The organism is Micromonospora sp. B11E3 (genome assembly GCF_039871625.1).
Lineage (GTDB): Bacteria > Actinomycetota > Actinomycetes > Mycobacteriales > Micromonosporaceae > Micromonospora.
This window is the reverse complement of the sequence record NZ_JBDPMC010000117.1, coordinates 1-15,453: the sequence shown is the minus strand read 5'-3', so window position 1 is coordinate 15,453 and position 15,453 is coordinate 1. Positions and strand designations below refer to the sequence as shown.

The following is a 15,453-nucleotide window of genomic DNA, read 5'->3' as shown; positions in this document are numbered from 1 at the left end:
GGCCTTCGGTTGTGAGTCATGTTCTTCTTTGGCGAGACGACATGATCACCGAAGGCCGTCTTCGTGTCCACCCACGACAGCGCGAAACATCAGGCCAGAGAGCCGAAGGTTAAAAAACAAGCTAGTGTGCTGAGTCGTAAGTTCGAATTAACGACTCAGGACGCTGGATCGGACATGATGGCAGAACGGCGGGGCTGTGGCTCCACCCGTACCTCGTGTGGTGTTGAGCGCCGGCGGAGGTAGCCGCGGTTGGTGGGCGTCAGGCCTGGCCCCGGTCGTCGGTCGAGGCCATGGCCCGCACCACGCGGGAGGAACTCGGCCGTCCCAGGTGGTTCGCCATCCACACACTGGCCTCGACGAGTTGCTCAAGGTTGACGCCGGTCTGGTAGCCCAGGCCGGTGAGCATCCAGACCAGGTCTTCGGTGGCGAGGTTGCCGGTGGCGCTCTGTGCGTAGGGGCAGCCGCCAATCCCGCCGGCCGAGGCGTCGAACTCCGTGATTCCCGCAGTCAGCGCGGCGTGCACGTTGGCCAACGCCTGTCCGTACGTGTCGTGGAAGTGCATGGCCAGGACGCCACGCGGGATGCGTGCTGCTTCCAGGCGTTCGACGAGCGCGAGCACGTGCCCGGGCGTGCCGACGCCGATCGTGTCGCCGAGGGAGAGGCTCGTCGCGCCCATGTCGATGAGCCGTTCGGCGACGTGGACGACCTTGGCGAGCGCGACCGGTCCCTCCCAGGGGTCGCCGAAGCACATCGAGATGTAGCCCCTGACCGCGACGCCCGCGTCGCGGCTGCGCCGCACGACCGGCTCGAACATGGTGAGCGCTTCGTCGACCGAGCGGTTCAGGTTGTTCTTGGCGAAGGACTCGGTGGCGCTGGCGAAGACGGCGATCTCCCGGACACCGCTGGCTAGCGCGCGGTCGAGCCCTCGCTCGTTGGCCACGAGGACCGGGTGCCGGGCCGAGTCCAGGTCGACGCCAGCGACGACGTCGGCGGCGTCGGCCAGCTGCGGTACCCATTTCGGTGAGACGAAGCTGGTCAGCTCGATGGTTTGCAGGCCGGCCGCCAGTAGCCGCCGGATGAACTCGAGCTTCACGTCGGTGGCGACGAGGTGCTTCTCGGCCTGCAGGCCGTCCCGCGGGCCGACCTCGTAGATGCGGACGGCATCGGGCATGCCGGGCTGCGCGACCACGCTGGGCAGGTTCATGACGAGCTCGGCTCCGGGTACGTGCGGGAGGGAAAGTTCGGACGACGACGTGCGTAGAAGGCCGACATGCCTTCGCGTGCGTCGGCGGAGGTGAACGCCTTCTGCCCCAGCAGGGCCTCGTATCGGAAGGCCTGATCACTGGGCAGGTCGGCCAGGTACTGGACGGCTTCTTTGACGACGGCCATCGCCGTGCCGCTGTTCTGCGTCAGCCGCACCGCCCACGCCATCGCCGTGTCGAGCAGCGCGTCCGCGGGGACGACGTCGTTGAGCAGGCCGAACCGCAGGGCCGTGTCCGCGCTGATGCGGTCGCCGCCGAGCATCAGCTGCATCGCCCAGGCGTATGGGATCTGGCGGGTCAGCCGGACCAGCGTGCCGCCGGCCGGAACGACCCCGATACCGACCTCGGGCAACCCGAACTCGGCGGTCGTGCTGGCGATGCGGATGTCGGTCGAGAGCATGATCTCGAACCCGCCGCCGAGGCAGAGGCCGTTGATCGCGGCGATGATCGGTTTGCGCTGCTGCACATGCTTCTGGTGGGCGTGATCCCACTCCGAGATGTCGAAGCGTCCCTCGGCCAGCGCCGGGATCGATTCGGTCAGATCGGCGCCGACGCAGAAGGCTCGTCCGCCTCGCCCGGTCAGCACCGCGACGGCGATCGCGGGGTCGGCGTGGACCTCGATCAGGGCGTCGCCCAGCTGCTGATACATCGCCAGGGTGAGGGAGTTGAGCTTGTCCGGCCGGTCGATGGTGACGACTGCGACCGCTTCGTGGCGTTCGAGGGTGATGGTCATTCAGACGACTCCCGCCGCGCGAAGTTCGGCGATGGACTCGTCGGTCAGGTCGGCCAGCGCCCGGAGCAGGACGTCGGTGTGCTCGCCGACACGCGGTGCCAGACCCCGAGGCTGAGCGGGAGTGACGCCCAGCTTGATGGGTTGCCCGAACATCCGCAGCGGACCGAAGTCGGGATACTCGACGTCGACAATCATGTCGCGGGCGGCGATCTGCGGGTCGTTCACGACCTCGTCCATCGTCTTGATCGCCGAGAGCGGGACCTGGTCGCCGGCGAGCGCCTCCAGCTCGGCCTTCGTCCGGTCGGCGAACCAGGCCAGCAGCTGGGGCTTGATCTTCCGTTCGTAGACGTCAGGCTTGAACCGCTTCGCCATGGTGTCGGCCTCGGGATCGTCGGCCATCTCCGGCTGCCCGAACATCGCACAGGTCAGGCGCCAGAACTTGTCGGTGTAGCCGCCGAAGAAGACGAAGCCATCCTTGCACGCGTACAGTTCGTAGGGCTTGACGAATGGGTGGTTGTTGCCCAGCGGCGCCGGCACCGTGCCGTCCACCGTGTATGAGACGACTGCGTTCTCGGTGAGGCTCAGGACGGAGTCCTGCTGCGAGACGTCGACGAGCTGCCCCTGCCCGGTCGCCTCCGCATGGCGGAGCGCCGCGAGCGTACCGATGACGCCGTACATGGTTGCGGCGAGGTCTCCGATAATGGTCCCGACCCGGATCGGTGGCCGATCGGGGTAGCCGTTCATGGACCACAGACCGCCGGTGGCCTGCGCGGAGTTGTCGTAGGCCGGCCTGCGCCGGTACGGCCCTGTCTGCCCGAACCCGGACAGCGCCGTGTAAACGAGCGCCGGGTTGATCTTGCGCAGTTCCGCGGCGCCGACACCGAGTTTGTCCATCGTGCCGGGGCGGAAGTTCTCGACCAGGACGTGTGCCCGCTTGACCAGCGTACGCAGCACCTCCTTCCCCTGCTCCTGGGACAGGTCCAGCGTAAGCCCGAGCTTGTTGCGGTTGAACTGGGCGAAGAACGCGCTGAAGCCGCTGTGTTCGTCACCGCCGAAGAACGGGGGGAAGCCGCGGGCATAGTCCGGATCCTTGGGGTGTTCGATCTTGACGACCGTCGCGCCGAGGTCCGCCAGGATCTGCGAGCAGAAGGGGCCGGCGACCACGCGGGTGATGTCGAGGACGACCACGCCCGCGAGTGCGCCCGACGCGTTCCGTCCTGCCAGCAAGCCGTCCAGGCCGGCGAGCGGAGATGTCATGGGAGTTCTCCTTCTGCAGGGCCCCGGTCCGGTCGTACGCGGGGAGGTGGAGCTGACGGCCGTGCGAGGGTCACCGACCGGCTCGGCGGAGGCGGCCGACCGCTGCCGGTCCGGAGCCGTCCGACGGTTCGCGCGAGCAGGATGGTCATGCTCGCGCGACGCGATCGGTCAGGTGGACGGCAGTGGCTGCTCGTCGGCGACGCGGATCCGCGTCTCGAGCAACGTTCCGCAGGTGGGGCTATAGTACTCGTCGATCAGGACCGCGGGGGCGGCGCGTCGATCGCGGACCCGGACGCCGAGCTCACCCAGCCGCGCGGCGGCGCCGGTCGTCCGCTGGACAGCGTCGGTACGCCAGTCCTCTGCCTCGCTGATGCGTGATCCGCTGGCCGGGCAGTACCACCCGTCGGCGTCCCGTCGCGGCGCCGACGCCGAGGTGCCGATCGCTTCTGGGCGTACGGGCACGCTCGGCTGAACGCCGCCGAGCCGGTCTGCGCGCAGCTCGGCCCGGCGGGCGGCGGTGCGAGCCTCGTCGACCTTGCCGTCGGCGATGATCACCCCGTAGACGTCTCGGGCCACTGCGGCGGTGATGTAGGCGTCGTCGAGATCGGCGGCGACGCGGGCGGGGTCGCGCAGGAGTGGATCGCCGTATCCACCGCCGCCGGCGATCCACTGCACGAAGACGTCTCCTGCCCGGATCGTCACGCCTGACTGGTTGATCGCCAGCAGCTCCTGGCTCCTCGACCTGAGACCATCCGGGCTCGGCACGACGGCCTGATCCAGCAGCTGGGCGACGTTGGTCTCCCGCCAGATCTCGTGCCCGCAGCCGCCGGCGGGCAGTCCGCCACCAAACCCGTCCGGTGGCACCTGGGCGCTCGGGGAGAAGACGGTCTGGGTGACGGTTTCGGCACCGTGCAACGTCCAGGCGAAGTCGAGACCCAACCCACCGCGGAATGCGCCGTGCCCGGGGCTGGCCAGGTTGAGGCGCTTCCACAGGTAGAGCACCGGGTAGAGCATCTCGTTCATCTCGACGTCCGGCAGGGCGTTGTTCACCTGGGTCATCATGCCGGCGCAGTCGAGGCCGTCCCGCTCTGGCTGGGCACCGGCGCCGATGCCGCCGCCGTCCATGTTGAACAGCACGAAGAAGTCGCCGGCGTTGGTGTTGCCGGCTGAGATGCCGCCGGTCCAGCTGTCGGCCCAGACGCCCTGGCTGCGCTGCCGCATCTGCGGGTCGCTGCTGTGCTGGCATGCCTGGTTGAACAGCTTGGTCACCAGGCGGCTGACCCGAGCTCCGGTCGTGAGGTGGCCGTTGCTGATCGGGGCCGGCGGGGACGGGTTGACGATCGAGTTGTCGTCGACCAGGACGTCGAAGGCGGTCATGACACCTTCGTTGAAGGGGACGTCCCAGGCGATGATCGGCACGACGGAGGTGGCGATGCTGCCGACCAGCGCGCCGTAGCTGCAGTTGACGAAGCCGCCGGTCTGCGGGCTGGAGCCTCGGAAGTCGAGGGTGATGTGGTCGTCCTGCTTGGTCATCGTGCAGTGGACGCGGAACAGGTCGTCGTCGTGCCCGTTGTGTTCGGTCCACTCGTCGTCGGTGTATACGCCGTCGGGCAGCCGCCGGATGCGTTCGCGCACCACCTGCTCGGCTAGTTCGAAACTCAGCCGGGTGTACTCGCGGAACCGATCGAGGCCGAACTCCTGCACCGTGGCCAGCAGCCGCTTGATCCCGGTGTTGTTGCTGGCGACCAGGCTGCGCACGTCGTTCCAGTAGAGGACCGGCACGCGCACGTTGTTGAGCAGCAGCCGGCGCACCGACTCCACGGGCTGGCCCCGGTCGTAGATCTTCACGCCGGGGGGCAGGCGCAGCGCCTCGGCGTAGCAGTCCAGTGCCGCGGGCGCGAATCCACCGGGCGTCATGCCGCCGACGTCGACGAGGTGGGCCTGGGACTGGGCCCAGCCGATCAGTTCGTCGCCGTAGAAGATCGGGGAGATGACGTTGGTGTCCGGTGGGTGGCTTGCGCCGGCGGTGTGCGGGTCGTTGCTGATGAAGGCGTCGCCGGGGTGCAGCGGCTCTCCCTCGACAGCCTTGATCAGGTTCTGGACCGCCACGCTGCCGGACCCGATGTGGAACTGGACGTAGTCGGAGTAGGACCAAATCCGGCCCTGGGCGTCGAAGAGGGCGGTGTTGAGGTCCCCGGCCTCGGTTATGACGGGTGATCCGGAAGACCGGATCATGGCGATCCCCATCTCCTCGACGATGGAGTCGAGGCGCATGCGCACGACCTCGAGGGTCACGGGGTCGTAGCCGGCGGGGATGCTGGTCGGTGCCACGGTCTCTCCTTCGGGCGGTCAGGCGTTGTCGAGGCGGATGAGGAAGTGGCCTCCGTCGACCACCTCGACGGTCGCTCGGGCGGGGACGAAGACGGTCGTGTCGGGCTCTTCGAGCAGGCAAGGACCCTTGGCCTTGCCGACCGTGCGGAAGCCGCGGTGCACCTCCACGGTCATCCGCTCCGCGGTGGCCGGGTCCACGATCTGCCTGCGGTCGACGCGGTGTTCCTCGACGTCGGCGTCATCCAGGATGTGCTGGGAGTCGGTACGGCCGATGCCGCGAACGCGGCTGTTGACCAGGAGGATCTCCGCCTCGGTCCAAGCGGTGCCGGAACCGAACTCTGCCTCGTAGTCGGCGATGAAGCGGCGCCGCAGATCTTCTTTGTGGTGCTCGCCGAAGCGGTCACCGGACAGCCGGGTGGTGACCTCGAAGATCTGACCGGCGAACTTCATGTCCGCCTCCCGGTAGAGCTCGCGCCGATCGTGCGGGATGCCCTCGGACTCGAACCACGATCGCGTGCGTTCCTCCAATGCCTGGAACGACTCCTCGAGAAGTTCGGCCGGTTGGTCGAAGGTCCACGGCGAGGTTTGGACGGCGGAGAAGACCGAGTCGGCGTGCATCAGCCCGAAGGCGGAGAAGACCGCCGCGTTGCGCGGCAGCACGATCTCGCTCACGCCCGTCTCGGCCGCGATGGCCGCCGCGAACAGGCCGCAGGCGCCGCCGAACCCGACGAGCGTGAACTCTCGCGGGTCGTGACCGCGATTGACCGTGACCTTGCGCAGTGCATTGGCCAGCTGCGACGCGGTCAGCCGGTAGATGCCCGCCGCGGCCTCTTCCTCGGTCAGGCCGAGCGGTCCGGCAACCTCCGCACGCAGGGCCTCGCGGGCCTTCTCCGGGTAGAGCGGCACCGACCCGCCGAGGTAGTAGCCGGCGTTGATCAGGCCCAGGACGAGCGCGGCGTCGGTGACGGCCGGGCGGTTGCCTCCCTTGCCGTAGCAGGCGGGACCGGGTGTGCTGCCTGCCGAGTGCGGGCCCACACGCATGACCCCGCGGCCGTCGACCCAGGCCAGGCTGCCGCCGCCGGCGCCGATCGTCTCGATGTCGACGGCGGTGAGGCTGGTCTGCAGCCCACCGATCTGCGCGCGGGGAAGGACCCGCAACTGGCCGTCGATGATGGCCGCCGCGTCGAGGCTGGTGCCGCCCATGTCGGCGGTGAGAATGCTGCGTCGGCCGAGTCGCTGGCCGAGCAGCCGCGCGCCGGTGACGCCACCGACCGGCCCGGAGTTGAACATGGCGATCGGCGCCTTGCCGGTCTCCTCGACGGACAGGAAACCGCCGTGTACCTGCATGATCTGTATCCGCTGCTGCAGGCCACGCGCGGCCAACTCTTTGGCGAGTTGGTCGAAGTGCTCGGCGACCAGCGGCTTCACCGCGGCATCCAGCGCGGTGGTGACCATGCGCTCGTACTCGCGGTAGACCGGTGTCAGCTCGCTGGACAGGGTGTAGGGCACGCCGGGGTGATGGGCATCGAGGTATCGGGCGATGGCCTGCTCGTGGGTCGGGTTGCGGAAGGACCACAGCAGGCAGACGGCGAGCGACTCAGCGCCCGCGGCGAACACCGTGTCCACCGCTGCGGCAATGCTCGCCTCGGCCAGCGGCACCAGGACGTTCCCTCGTGCGTCGACCCGTTCGGCCACCTCGACGATCCGGCGACGTGCGACGATCTCGGGTGCCGGGGCCATGTCGTGGGGATTGCGCTCATCAGTGCGCGCCGAGCGGGCGATGCGCAGGGTGTCGCGGAAGCCCTGCGTGGTCAGCAGGCCCACGGGTGCGTACTTCTGCTCATCGACGGCGTTGGTGACGATCGTGTTGCCCAGCACCAGCCGGTCGACGGAGGTGTAGAAGGCCCGCTCCTGCATGCCGAGGCGCTGCTGGAGAACGCCCAGGGCAGCGAGGATACCGCTGGTGACGTCCTTGGTCGAGAAGGCCTTGCCACGCACGGCACGGCCGTCGATGACGGCGACAGCGTCCGTGAAGGTCCCGCCGACGTCGATACCCACGTACAGAGTCATGTCTCTCCTTCGGGAACGGTGCTTGGCGGAGCCGACGGTCGAGTCACTGAGCGGCGCGCAGCTCGGCGAGGACCTTCTCGGCGTGCTCGCTGCGAATGGCGCGGTCGCTGATCAGCCGCGCAACGACCTTGTCGACCTCGTCGCCGCTCGCGCCCGCGGTCACCGCGATGTTGCGGGCGTGCAGCGACATGTGGCCGCGCTGAATGCCCTCGGTGGCGAGGGCCCGCATCGCGGCGAGGTTCTGCGCCAGCCCGGTGGCGACGATGACGTCAGCCAACTGCTGGGCGGTGGTGACGCCGAGGATGGCCAGGGCGGCCTGCGCCACCGGGTGGGCTTTGGTGGCGCCTCCGACGAGACCGACCGGCATCGGCAGTTCGAGGACGCCGACGAGGTCGCCGTCGGCGTCCTTCTCGTAGTGCGACAGCGAGGTGTACCGGCCGTCCGGGCCGACGGCATGCGAGTGCGCGCCGGCCTCCACCGCGCGCGTGTCGTTGCCGGTGGCCAGCACGACCGCGGTGATGCCGTTCATGATGCCCTTGTTGTGCGTGGCAGCCCGGTAGGGGTCGGCCTCGGCGAGAGCGGCGGCGTGCACGAGGTTGTCGACGATTTCGGGGCCGCCGAGGCTCTCAGCGTCGAAGACGGCACGGGCCCGCGTGACGCGAAGGTCGGCCTTGTTCGTAAGGATGCGCAGCAGCGGCCGTCCGCCGGCGATCTCACCGACGCGGCTGGCGACGGCCTCCGCCATGGTGTTCACCGCGTTCGCTCCCATCGCGTCGCGAACATCGACCACGAGGTGCGCGACCACGTAAGTCTGCACCTGGGAACGGACCAATCGGACGAGCAGCTCACGCGCGCCGCCGCCGAGCCGGATCAGCAACGGGTCCTGATCGTTGGCCAGTCGGAGGATCTCGTCTGCGGCCTCGAGTAGCCGAGCGCGAGCGGCCTCAGGGTCGACGACGTCGAGCACTTGCACCTGGGCCTGCATCAGCGGTGCAGTGCTGGAGGTGGTGAAGCCTCCTCGCACGCGGGCGATGCGGGCGGCGTTGCTGGCCGCCGCGACCACCGACGCCTCCTCGGTGGCCATCGGCACGAGTACGTCACGGCCATTGATCGTGAAGTTGGTGGCCACGCCGACCGGGAGGCTCATCACGCCGATGACGTTCTCGATGAGGTGATCGGCCTGTTCCACCTGCAGCCCAGACACGGGTTCCAGCACGTCAAGACGCGCCAGTTCCACGCCGGTGTTCTCTGCGACGAGCTGACGCCGCTCCGCTACCGTACGGTCACGCAACCCGGCCAGCCTGCTGGTGGTGGAGGTGGTGGTCATCGTTCCTCCTCGCGCGGCGAAGGCCGCGCCTGTGGTTTGCCGACAGCGAACTGGTTCCGCCTGTCGACCCACGCTAGAAGCAGGTGATCTGCGCCACCATAGATCAGATATCCAGCGTCAAGCAGCAACAGGTAGATGTTGCATCCATGGTACGGCGGTCAGATGGTCGCCAAGCGGTGCAGCCGCACGGCGATGGTGACGCGGAACCGCCGCTCCGGCGTCCGCCAGTCCGCGCCCAGGAGCTCGTCGACCCGATCCAGCCGCTGCAACACCGTGTTCACGTGGACGCCAAGCGCGCGGGCGGTCCGGGCCGGGCTGCCCTGCTGATCGAGGTACAGGGCCAGCGTTTCCAGCAGCTCGGTGTGCCGTTCGGCGTCCCACGTGAGCACCGGGCCGATCAGTTCGCGGGTGAACGCCTTGACGTCCACGGCGCTGTCACCGAACAGCGCGAGGTAGGGCGCGTAGGCGTCGACGCTGGTGACGCCGGACGTCACGCCGAGACGATCCAGCAGCCGCACGCAGTCGGCCGCCTGGGACCACCGGTGGGCGAGATCACTCAGCGTGCCGGGACGGCCGACGACGACAAGGGCCTCCCGGCCGGTCGCTGTACGCACCCGCCGAGCCACGGCCGCGCCGGCCCGCTCACCGCTCTCGTCGGGGGACAACACGGCGACCAGCGAGCCCTGCTCGCCGGCGAGCAGTGCGACAGCCCGGTCCTGCAGGGCCCGCACAGCCGCCGACCGGTCGTCGTCGCGGACCCACACGGCGATGGGCATGCGCACGGCCTGCAGATCGACATGGCGGGCGCGGGCCCGTTGGCGCAGGTGCGCATCGTGTGGCCGTGACGAATCCAGCAGGTCGGCGAGCAGCTCACCACGGACCTGCTCCTCGGCGCGTACGACGGCGTCCTGCTGCAGGGTTTGCAGCGCCAGGATGAGCCCGGCACGCTCGACCGTGCGCTTGTCTACCGCGCCGAAGTCCTCCGTACCTGAGCCGACGATGATGGCGCCCAGCGTCGACCGCCCCGCCACCGCCGCCGCCACGCCGTACACGTCGGCCGAGTGCACCTCGACGAGCTGACCCGACCAGCTGCTCTCGTCGAGCGCTGCGGCGATCGCGGTGGTGGATTGGAAGGACAGCGGGACCGGGCTGCCGTTCGCGTCGGTCGCGGCCACCGCCGTCAGCGAACGGTCGGTGATCACCACGGCGCGGTGCAAGGCGCGGCTGAGGGTTACGGCGATGCCCCCGGCGTCCCCGCCCCCGAGCACCACAGCGGTGAGCTCCTCGTGCACCTGCGCGGCCCGCTCCACCGCAGCCGCGTGCCGCGCGGCCTCGGCCGACGCCTTCTCGGCCTCCCGCGCCGAGCGATGGGCAATCTCCAACAGCTCGACGGTCTGCAGCACAACCGCCGCGTGATCGGCGAAGGCGGACAGCAACGCCACCTCGTCGGCGGTGAAGCGGTGGTCGCTGCGGTAGGCGGCGAACAGCACGCCGAGCACCTCGTTCCCGGCCAGCAGCGGCACCCCGAGCAGCGAGACCAGTCCTTCGCCCGCCACCGCGGCGTCGATCTGCGGGTCGTGGCGGACCTGGGCGGTCGGGTAGCCGCTGATCCAGCGCGGCGCCCGGGTCTGCGCCACCTCGCTGGCCAGGCCCGCGCCCGGCGGGACACGCAGCCGCCGAAACGCGTCGGTGATCGCCCCCAGCGTCGAGCTGACCCGCAGCTCACCAGTTTCTTGGTCGAACTCCGACAGGTACATCACGTCGCTGCCCACCAGATCGTGAGCGCGTTGCACCAGCCGATCCAGCAGCGGGCCGACACTGCGCAGCTCGGCCAGCTCCCGGGCGCTGGAGAACAGCGCCGACAGCTGCTGGTCGCGGCGCCGCCATCGGCTGACCGCGGCGTGAACCTCGCCGACCCGGCGCCGCAACTCGGCGCCCTGCGCCGCCGTGCCACCCTCAGTCAACCGGTCCAACACATCCGCTGGGATCTCTTGACCAGCCGTCAACCCGTCGAGCAGGGCCAGCACGGCGTCGACGCCGCCGGTCTTCGGCCGCCGGCCCTGCACCGCCGCCAGCTTGCTAGACGGATCGACCATCAGCTGCCCCTCACGACTGGATGACTCATACATGGTCGCACACGTCGCGTCGTTTCAACGTGTCCCGAAATCCGCCATCAGCCTGGGCCGCTGCCGCACGCGTTGGAGAGCATCAAGCAGGTCGGCGGACGTGGCATGGGCCGGGGCGGCAGTCGCAGTGCTGGCGGTTCGCGCAGGTGTGCCCGGGAACGTGCCGACGGTGGACCGCGCCGAAGGAAGGCGCGGACCGCTCGCCCTGGACCCGCACGACAGCGCTCGACGCGGCGGCCAGGCTGCGCGCGGCCGGGGCCCCAAACTCATGCCCGCTGAGCTTGAGCCGCTACAAACGTGGGGGCACCCACTTAGCTGCCATTGCAGTACGGCGCTGAGGACGGGTGCGCCGTCCTGGTCGCGGCGTACAGCGACGAAGTCGGGCGCTGCAATTGGTCACGTCTTGCTCCCGCCGTCCTCCTCGCGGTTCGGCGCCTCCTCGCTCTCTTGCTGGAGCTTGACGAAGGCCTGCACAATCTTCGCAATTTCGGCCTCGTCGTCACCCTCGACGCGCAGCGTGTTGCCGTGGATCGTCACCTCAACGGTGCTCTTCTCGGTGCGGTCGCGACGGCTTCGAATCAAGGCTGCAATGGTGTTCACGACCGCGCCGGAAGCGGTCAGCGCGGCCACTCCAATGAGCAGCTCCTCAAACACCTTCACCACCTCTCCGAGAGGACCACGTTGGCCACACTGGTCACGATGGCGAAGAGCAGCACAAGTGCAGAGACATGAGTAATGCGACCCCGGCGGTCCTCCGCCGTCTCGGTCGCGCCGGCGGGCTGCGCTCGCGGCGACTCGACGGGCGTTCCGATGTGGTCGGGGGCGACGCTGCCGATGTGGCCCGGCGCTGAGGAGTGCGAGTCTCCAACCGCGCTGGGCACTTTGGCGGATGAACCGCCGACGGACCTCGGTAGGGCAGCAGCGCTTGGCGACGCAGCCGGCGCAACGGCTGTACTGGAAGCTTCGCTGTCTGCGGTTTTGGCAGCTCCATAACCGACTGCCGCCAGCGTGATGATGATTAGCGCCGAAGCGATGGCGAGGCCGTGGGCGATGTCCGCATGCCCGTTCAATCTCCGGTCGAACACGAGGTCGCCGACGGCTGCCGTGGCCAGTCCGACGGCTAGGAAGAAGAGCTCGCCGTCACCGAAGACGTCGACCGCCTCGGAGGTGTTGCCCTGCAGCCAAAGCACCCCGGTTTGGCTCACGATGGGAAGGAGGCCCAGAATCAACCCGAAGAAGAGCCACTTGCAGAGCTTGCGCACCACCCGCTGAGTCGCAGTCATCCCCGTCTGGATGGAGACCTGCGTTGGCGTCATGGACCCTCCCGGCCGCCGGGCTGTCCCGACACCATACCGGCTAGCCACTTGTAGCGGATGGCGTCGGGGCTGCGTGCCGGTCGACGGAACCAACGGTCGCCAGCGTGCTCGCAAGCGGCGCAGAGCAACCGCAGTGTCGGAAGCCATTCCTGTCAGCGGCGAAGGCTGTCGATGGGCCACCCGTTGGCGTGCAACGTGCCGTTCGTCGCCAGCGGCGACCAATGCCGGCGGACAGTGCGTTCGGACTTGCCGATCCGGGCTGCGATGTCGGCCGGATGTAGGTCGGGGTCGCGGTGGCGCCAGTAGGCGACCGCGGCGGCGGTGCCGGCCGGCACGTCATCTGTCGTGCCTCTCAGTTCGGCGCTGCTGGTGTCCGGCGGCGATGCGCCTGCCGCCGCGTCCTGGGAGCCGCCAGTTTCAAAGTGGAGATGCAGCGCGGGCTCGCCGTCGGCTGTCGGTGGGTTTACGGGCTGGGGTGGGGTCACCGTTCGCGTACCGGGGATTGTCGCCCTCATGGACTCTCCCTCCGGTCGGATGTCGCCGTGTCCAACCGGATGGGCGGCAAGGATGGTGACACCCCAGGAGGCGACCTTAGCCTGAATCCGTGGATCGGGTGGCCGGCATGATCTTTGGCCCGAATGAGTTGATCTTGATGGTTTGAGGATGCGGCTGTTCTGCTGGCCTCTGGGTCCAGCGTGCTCGGTTCCTGTTCGTCGGGTCAGTCGCGTGTGGTGTGCGTGGTGTGGTGCGCGTGGCAGTGGTGTTCTGGTCAGGTGAACACGGCGTTCCAGAAGGCCAGCCAGGCGCTGGCGCGGGGCCAGTGGGCGGGTAGGTGTAGCACGGGTCGGCGTTGAGGGCGGGCGAGCCGGGCTGGGATGTTGATCAGGTGGGTGCGCAGGGTGGCGCCTCGGGCCACCGTGTAGCGGGCGGCGCCGGTCAGCGTGCCGGCGGCGCGGAGCAGGTTGTGGCAGATCGCGGCGAGGATGTTCCAGGCGGCGTTGGCGCCGAACACTCCGGAGGGTTGGTGGGCCCAGGGTCCGTCGATGAGGTCGGACCAGACGGTCTCGCAGATGGCGTGCCGGCGGTGGGTGATGTCGGCGTCGGCCACGGGTTCGGGGTTGTTGGTGAAGAACGGGTGGTAACGCCAGACCGGGAACAGGGGGTCTTGGGCGTTGGCGTCCAGGACAACGCCGTTGCGTTAGGGCTGTGATCGGCGGGTCAACCCCTGCTGGTTAGTGAGAACGGGACTCCTGGTAGATCAACTTGTGTCGAGCAAGAAGATCATGCCTCAGGAGTCCCGTTGCAGGAGAAGTCTGTCATCACCCGGTCGATCGAGGTAGCCGGGGGTGTGCACGCGCCCGGACATCTGGGCGAGTTGACCCAGATCATCGACTTCGACCTGGTCGACGCGGTGCTGGAAGAAACCGGGACACGCGAGAAGCGGCTACGGCTGCTGCCGTCTCGGGTCGTGGTGTACTTCGTCCTCGCACTCGCCCTGCTCGAACACTGTTCCTACCGAGCGACCTGGGGAAGCTGACCGCGGCCCTGGCCGGCTTGTGCCTGACGCGGCCGAGTATCTCCTCACTGGCACGCGCTCGCCGCCGGGTCGGAGTAGCACCGCTACGGCGCCTGTTCGAGACCCTGGCCGGCGCCGTCGGCCTGCCCGGTCAGCCCGGCGTGTTCTACCGGGGCCTGCGCACCGTGGCCATCGACGGCACCCACCCGCACGTGCCCGACGAGGAACAGGTCACCTGGCGCTACCCCAAACGCGTAGGAGACAAGCTGGAGTTCGGCTACCCGCTGCTACGGCTGCTCGTGGTGATCGAGTGCGGGACCCGCGCCCTGCTCACCGCGGCCTTCGGCCCCGAAACAGAAGGCGAACTGGCTTACGCGCAGCGGCTGTTGGGCGTCCTGGACCGCACGATGCTGCTGCTGGCCGACGCCGGCTTCGACGCCGCGGAATTCCTGCGCGACGTCGGCGCCACCGGCGCGCAGTTCCTGGTCCGCTCATCCGCCCGCCGCCGCCCGACCATCGCGCATCGCCTACCCGACGGCTCCTACCTGGCCCGCATCGGCTACGGCACCCTACCCGCCCTCCTCCTCGTAAGGGTCATCGAAGCGCAGGTCACCGTCACCCTCGCCGACGGCAGCCTGCGCCGCGAGCAGTGGCGGCTGATCACCAGCCTGACAGACCACACCCGCTACCCCGCCCACGAACTCGTGGACCTCTACCACGAACGCTGGCGTGCGACGTGAGGTCGCACGAGTTGAGTGAGCACACTGTGGAGGTTCGTATGACGAGGGTGTAGCTCTGGGTCAGTGTTCGATGGCCTGTCCCCAGCCTGACGTGCGTCGCTGGTAACGGCGGGGTGCGGAGCTCAGGTGGTCAAGCCCAAGGGCTCCCGTTCCACCCGGGGGCCACAGGTGAAGGGGAAGACCGGTCGGGTGAACGTAAGTGAACCCCCGTTGATGTCTCGTAATCGTGAGCCCCGCAAGGTGGGATGCGGTAGCGGGGTGCAGGACCGGCCGCTGGAATGCGGCAGGCGCTGGCCGATGGACCCAGCCCCGGCCAGAGAACACCGCCGGTCCCGGGATATAGGGGGCGCCCACCCCGGTCGTGTCTCGCTCGTGCGGAACACGGCAACCCCGTTGGGGTCCGAGACGCGGTTGACGCGTCTCGGTGCGCTGACCGTGAGGAAGGCGGATCACCCAGCGGGCACAGGATGGCCCAAGAAGCCAAGGCCGGTAGCCGAAAGGCAGCAGGAAACCGGGAAGACATGGTCGGCTCCTCCGTCGGCGTTCTCGGATAACTGGCCGGATACGGGCGTCTGCCCGACCCGAAAGGGTGCTGACGTGGGCCAGGTGAGCCTGTGCGGACTCGCTGAACAACGACACCGGAACCGAGGGACAAGTTGGACGCCAACGCGACGACGACGGTGGCCGCTGCCACCGTGGGCGCCGTGACGGTGAACGGACCTGAGGACGGACTCCCCGACTGGACCGCGATCGATTGGCGGGAAGCCGAGGACAA

12 protein-coding genes and 1 pseudogene are annotated in these 15,453 nt (G+C 68.8%); 2 read left to right on the top strand and 11 right to left on the bottom strand.

The window, feature by feature from the left end; translation table 11 throughout:
• Positions 1–259: 259 nt before the first annotated feature.
• The 11 genes and pseudogenes from ABGB16_RS31420 to ABGB16_RS31370 form a co-directional block, all read right to left on the bottom strand.
• Positions 260–1,204, bottom strand: coding sequence for a hydroxymethylglutaryl-CoA lyase (locus ABGB16_RS31420; RefSeq protein WP_347671702.1), 945 nt, complete (start codon positions 1,202–1,204; stop codon positions 260–262).
• The gene (locus ABGB16_RS31415) at positions 1,201–1,995 is read right to left on the bottom strand and encodes an enoyl-CoA hydratase/isomerase family protein (RefSeq protein WP_347671701.1); all 795 of its coding nucleotides are present in this window, start codon (positions 1,993–1,995) and stop codon (positions 1,201–1,203) included. The genes ABGB16_RS31420 and ABGB16_RS31415 overlap by 4 nt, the downstream gene beginning before the upstream one ends.
• On the bottom strand, positions 1,996–3,252 hold the full coding sequence (locus ABGB16_RS31410; RefSeq protein WP_347671700.1) for a CoA transferase: 1,257 nt from the start codon (positions 3,250–3,252) through the stop codon (positions 1,996–1,998). It abuts the gene before it with no gap.
• Between the two features lie 168 nt (positions 3,253–3,420).
• On the bottom strand, positions 3,421–5,583 hold the full coding sequence (locus ABGB16_RS31405; protein WP_347671699.1) for a hydantoinase B/oxoprolinase family protein: 2,163 nt from the start codon (positions 5,581–5,583) through the stop codon (positions 3,421–3,423).
• Between the two features lie 18 nt (positions 5,584–5,601).
• Positions 5,602–7,653 carry a hydantoinase/oxoprolinase family protein gene (locus tag ABGB16_RS31400; protein ID WP_347671698.1) on the bottom strand — a complete coding sequence of 684 codons (2,052 nt, stop codon included), beginning with the start codon at positions 7,651–7,653 and terminating at the stop codon, positions 5,602–5,604.
• A gap of 43 nt (positions 7,654–7,696) precedes the next feature.
• Positions 7,697–8,980 carry a hydroxymethylglutaryl-CoA reductase, degradative gene (locus tag ABGB16_RS31395; RefSeq protein ID WP_347671697.1) on the bottom strand — a complete coding sequence of 428 codons (1,284 nt, stop codon included), beginning with the start codon at positions 8,978–8,980 and terminating at the stop codon, positions 7,697–7,699.
• A gap of 158 nt (positions 8,981–9,138) precedes the next feature.
• Entirely contained in the window at positions 9,139–11,076 is a 1,938-nt protein-coding gene (locus ABGB16_RS31390; protein WP_347671696.1) for a helix-turn-helix domain-containing protein, read from the bottom strand.
• Between the two features lie 426 nt (positions 11,077–11,502).
• A complete protein-coding gene (locus tag ABGB16_RS31385; RefSeq protein ID WP_347671695.1) occupies positions 11,503–11,760 on the bottom strand; it encodes a hypothetical protein in 258 nt (85 codons plus the stop codon).
• Positions 11,761–11,762: 2 nt separating this feature from the next.
• On the bottom strand, positions 11,763–12,422 hold the full coding sequence (locus tag ABGB16_RS31380) for a hypothetical protein (protein ID WP_347671694.1): 660 nt from the start codon (positions 12,420–12,422) through the stop codon (positions 11,763–11,765).
• Between the two features lie 152 nt (positions 12,423–12,574).
• On the bottom strand, positions 12,575–12,937 hold the full coding sequence (locus tag ABGB16_RS31375; protein WP_347671693.1) for a hypothetical protein: 363 nt from the start codon (positions 12,935–12,937) through the stop codon (positions 12,575–12,577).
• Between the two features lie 254 nt (positions 12,938–13,191).
• A pseudogene (locus ABGB16_RS31370) lies at positions 13,192–13,587 on the bottom strand (IS1380 family transposase); the annotation flags it as partial.
• Positions 13,588–13,722: 135 nt separating this feature from the next.
• Here ABGB16_RS31370 and ABGB16_RS31365 point away from each other — a divergent pair.
• A complete protein-coding gene (locus ABGB16_RS31365) occupies positions 13,723–13,959 on the top strand; it encodes a transposase domain-containing protein (protein ID WP_347671692.1) in 237 nt (78 codons plus the stop codon).
• A gap of 17 nt (positions 13,960–13,976) precedes the next feature.
• Positions 13,977–14,678 carry a transposase gene (locus tag ABGB16_RS31360; RefSeq protein ID WP_347671691.1) on the top strand — a complete coding sequence of 234 codons (702 nt, stop codon included), beginning with the start codon at positions 13,977–13,979 and terminating at the stop codon, positions 14,676–14,678.
• The last annotated feature ends 775 nt before the right edge of the window (positions 14,679–15,453 follow it).

Coding starts and splice junctions, on each gene's coding strand:
- ABGB16_RS31420 (WP_347671702.1), bottom strand. CDS start 1,204: ATGAACCTGCCCAGCGTGGTCGCGCAGCCCGGCATGCCCGATGCCGTC.
- ABGB16_RS31415 (WP_347671701.1), bottom strand. CDS start 1,995: ATGACCATCACCCTCGAACGCCACGAAGCGGTCGCAGTCGTCACCATC.
- ABGB16_RS31410 (WP_347671700.1), bottom strand. CDS start 3,252: ATGACATCTCCGCTCGCCGGCCTGGACGGCTTGCTGGCAGGACGGAAC.
- ABGB16_RS31400 (WP_347671698.1), bottom strand. CDS start 7,653: ATGACTCTGTACGTGGGTATCGACGTCGGCGGGACCTTCACGGACGCT.
- ABGB16_RS31395 (WP_347671697.1), bottom strand. CDS start 8,980: ATGACCACCACCTCCACCACCAGCAGGCTGGCCGGGTTGCGTGACCGT.
- ABGB16_RS31390 (WP_347671696.1), bottom strand. CDS start 11,076: ATGGTCGATCCGTCTAGCAAGCTGGCGGCGGTGCAGGGCCGGCGGCCG.
- ABGB16_RS31380 (WP_347671694.1), bottom strand. CDS start 12,422: ATGACGCCAACGCAGGTCTCCATCCAGACGGGGATGACTGCGACTCAG.
- ABGB16_RS31375 (WP_347671693.1), bottom strand. CDS start 12,937: ATGAGGGCGACAATCCCCGGTACGCGAACGGTGACCCCACCCCAGCCC.